We start from the raw sequence: 3,389 nt of genomic DNA on the forward strand, positions 1-3,389 counted from the left end.
GCTTGGGGCGGTCAGTCCCTTCTTGTTGTCAAGAAGCCTGCTTGTGCTGTCCCGTAGCGGTGGGCGCGGCACGAAAATTCGGTTTTGGGGAGGGGGAGAGGGGGAGATGGGGAGATGGGGGGACGGGGAGTTAGAGAAGCCAGTTGTCGGGGGCATTGATGATTTTGACTAAGCTACCAAGAATCTGGTTATAATTCTGGTAAAGCTCCTGAGCGATAGTCGCATCTAGATAGCCACATTTGACCGCAAACTTTAACCAAACTTGAGTTTCAGCAGCTTCTGCTTCAGCATCACTAAGTTTGGCGATAAACGCTGCCCGATAGCGTCGTTTTCTCCAGGCTTCCGCTAGGTTGGCACAGACAGAACGAGATGACCTGCGAATCTGGTCTGTCAAGGCATATCGCTCTTCTACAGGGAATCGCTTAGATAATTCAAAGAGCTTCATCGCTACCTCAAAAGCAATTTGATAAACGTTCAAATCTTCATGAGTCTTAGCCTTCCGCCTCTCCATCTCCCCCTCTCCTAGCAGGGCTGTTTCATTCTCGGTTAAAAATTGTCGTCGGAGACGGGGGGAGGGCAAGGGAGGGGCGGTTCAAACAAGGGGATGGAGCCCCTTGTTCATTCCGAAAAATCTCCCCATCTCCCCATCTCCCCGTCTCCCCGTCTCCTAGTAAGGCGACGACCAGCTCTTCACTTCGCCCAACGTCACCGGAATCAAATCGCTGACATCGATGGTGAAGCGGAAGATTTTCTTGGCCCGACGGCTGTTCTCCGGGTCGAAGAACTTCAGCTTCACATCCCAACAGTCGCTGTCCATCCGACAGAACGGGCTTTTCTCCACCGTGATGCTGTCGAGTTCCATGCCCTGGGCTACCGCTTGACTGAAGGTGGAGGCGGCTTGGAAGGCGTTCGTCACCGCAAAGTTGAGGGCGCGGTCTTGGGAAGTGGTGCCCAAATTGCGGAGGTCGTAGTACACCCGGTTGAGGAAACTGCCCAAAGTGCGGCGCATCGCCTCTTGGTCGGTATCGCCCTCGGCGGATTGCACTTCCTCGAAGGCCGCGTTGACCAGGTTATTGACCTTCCAACCGTAGACGCCGCGGGTGCTCTGGGGTTCGATGACGGGAATCACCTGCCCGGAGAACAGTTTGACCGTGCGCCCGGTCAAGACGCCGGGGATGCTGACGCGCTCGATATAATCGTCGTCGCTTTCCGGCTGAATTTGGCCGGCCAGGAGTTCTTGCAGGGCCAGGTAGGTTTCCCGGGCAAAGGGACCCTTGGGGTCGATGGCATAAACCGGGGTCAATTCAATATTGAGCGTCCAAATCAAAGACCGGGCTTCAGAAATATCGCTGGCCAGGTAGTCCACCATCTGGCGGGCATCGTAGGGGTTGGCCGGCACCATCACGCCCTCGCCGAGTTCAAAGGGCGGCATCAGTTGCTTGAAGGTATCGCGGCGGGCTTCGGAGCCGAAGTCGTAGCCCAAAGTTCCCAAAGCATAAACCAGTTGGCTGGATGCGAGTTCGCTGGGGGCTTGGCTGGGAGTGACGGCGTTGCTAGAGGTCATGGAGGTTGATTGAGTAGGGGTGAACGATTGGACGGTGTTGCTGGGGGTGGCCGCAGCTTGGGGCTCCTCCTGGGCGGGGGTGGCTTCGGGGGTGGATAAACCCCCGCCGCAGCCGCAGTTGCCGGATGGTTCGACGCCTGCGGGGGTGACGGCTTCTTGTTCTTCGGACATATTTCCTCCAGTCAGTAAGGTTAGGGCTCCAGCGATATTGAGTCGGCCTGCCAGACATCGCTGGGTATCGGCAGGCAGGGCGGCGTCGCAGGGCAGGGCGCTCTGCAACAGGAGTTGGCGCACCCGGGCGGGGTCGGGGGTTTCGCCCCGGTCCAGTTGCAGGCTCAACAGCAGGGCGGCGATGCCGGAAACGATGGGGGCCGCGAAGCTGGTGCCGTTGAGCCGTTCCGTCCCGCCGCCGGGTGTGGCTCCCAAGATTTGCTCCCCGGGGGCGAGAATGCCCTGGGTTTGGTACTTGGACCCCCAATTGCTGAAATCCAAGGGTTGCCCGCGAGCGTCCATCGCGCCCACAGCCAGGACGGCGGGGAGGGCGGCGGGGACGTGCAGGCACTCGCACCCGTCGTTACCCGCGGCAGCCACTAGCAGGATGTTCCGCTCCTGGCAGAGGCGGACGGCGTTTTCCAGCCAGCCCTCGGCTTCCCCGAAGTCGCTGAGTTGGCCGCCGCTGAGGTTGATGACCTGGGCGCCGGCGTTGGCCGCCTGCTCGATGCCCCGGGCGAGGTCGAGTTGGGTGGCACTACAGCGGTCGTCGGCAAAGACGGGGACGATGAGCCCGCGACACTGGGGGGCGATGCCGGGAATGTCGCTGTCGGGTTGCCCGAAAATGATGCTGGCGACGTGGGTGCCGTGGCCGGACATACTGCCGTCCTTGCTGGCGACGTCGGGGACGAGGGTGGGCAGGGCGGTGAGGTCGGCGCCTTGGAAACAGGGGTGGGCGCGGTCAACGGGGCCGTCGAGGACGGCGACGGTGATTTCGGAGGCGCCCCGGGTGCGGTTTTGTAATTCTGAGAGTCCGGGGATTGTCATTTTAGATATTATCGATATCGATAAATTTTCATTTTTTTTATCGGTCGTTGCTGTGACCAACTGCTCGAAAATTTTCGGCGAACAAACGGGGTCGATCTCAAAGGTAGTTCTGTTGGAGCCAATATCATATAGTTTTTCCTCGAATCGAATTATTGACTTCGGAAAAATCTTGACTTAAAAAAAGGAGATATTATCTGTCCAGGCGACCTCGAAACTGACGATCAAAATCTCGGGGTGTTGTCAGCTAATCTAGCTTTTGATTTTCACGATGTCAAGACTTTTTTGACGTTTTTTGTAAAGCTTTATAACGTCAATATGGGCACGATCAAAGGTGGGCGAATCGCGGGAAAAATTTGCGATTCGCCGGGGTAGACAGAGGGCTACAACCCTTTCTGTAAAGCCAGACTGCCGTGCTGTTTCTAAAGTTTAAAAGGGGGCTACTGGGTGCCGCTGCCGGGGAAAGGAGGGGGCTAAAGCCCAACAACGGGTGATGGGTGGGGGTGCGATCGCCGTTTCGGACTTTACGGGTGGCACGTTGGCCGGAGTCTGTTTTTGGGTTTCCATTTTTATGCTTCCTCTTTTGATAGAAAGAGGTCGAGTTGTGGGATCAGATTTTTATATGAACATCGATACAGGGGGGAGAATTGATCCCCCCACTGTAGACCCTGACCGTCAAAAAACGGAGAAACAGTAACGGTGATTTAGATGGATTTTGACTTCTCCCCGGTCTAAAGACGCGGGGATTCTTAAGCCGTCCAAAACTGAACTCTTAAAGGCATAGTCAATG

Annotated in this window: 3 protein-coding genes; all 3 read right to left on the reverse strand. The window is 56.8% G+C overall.

Translation table 11 applies throughout. The annotated features are described in order from the left end of the window. Positions 1-130: 130 nt before the first annotated feature. Positions 131-478 (reverse strand): four helix bundle protein, encoded by a 348-nt coding sequence (locus LKE08_RS14675; protein WP_324704984.1) that lies wholly within the window; start codon positions 476-478, stop codon positions 131-133. Between the two features lie 189 nt (positions 479-667). After that, a complete protein-coding gene (locus LKE08_RS14680; protein WP_324704985.1) occupies positions 668-2,602 on the reverse strand; it encodes a PatA/PatG family cyanobactin maturation protease in 1,935 nt (644 codons plus the stop codon). A gap of 426 nt (positions 2,603-3,028) precedes the next feature. Continuing rightward, entirely contained in the window at positions 3,029-3,166 is a 138-nt protein-coding gene (locus LKE08_RS14685) for a hypothetical protein (protein WP_324704986.1), read from the reverse strand. Between the last annotated feature and the right edge of the window lie 223 nt (positions 3,167-3,389).

Origin of the sequence: Lyngbya sp. CCY1209, assembly GCF_035615495.1 — a bacterium.
In the GTDB taxonomy this organism is placed as follows: domain Bacteria; phylum Cyanobacteriota; class Cyanobacteriia; order Cyanobacteriales; family Microcoleaceae; genus Limnospira.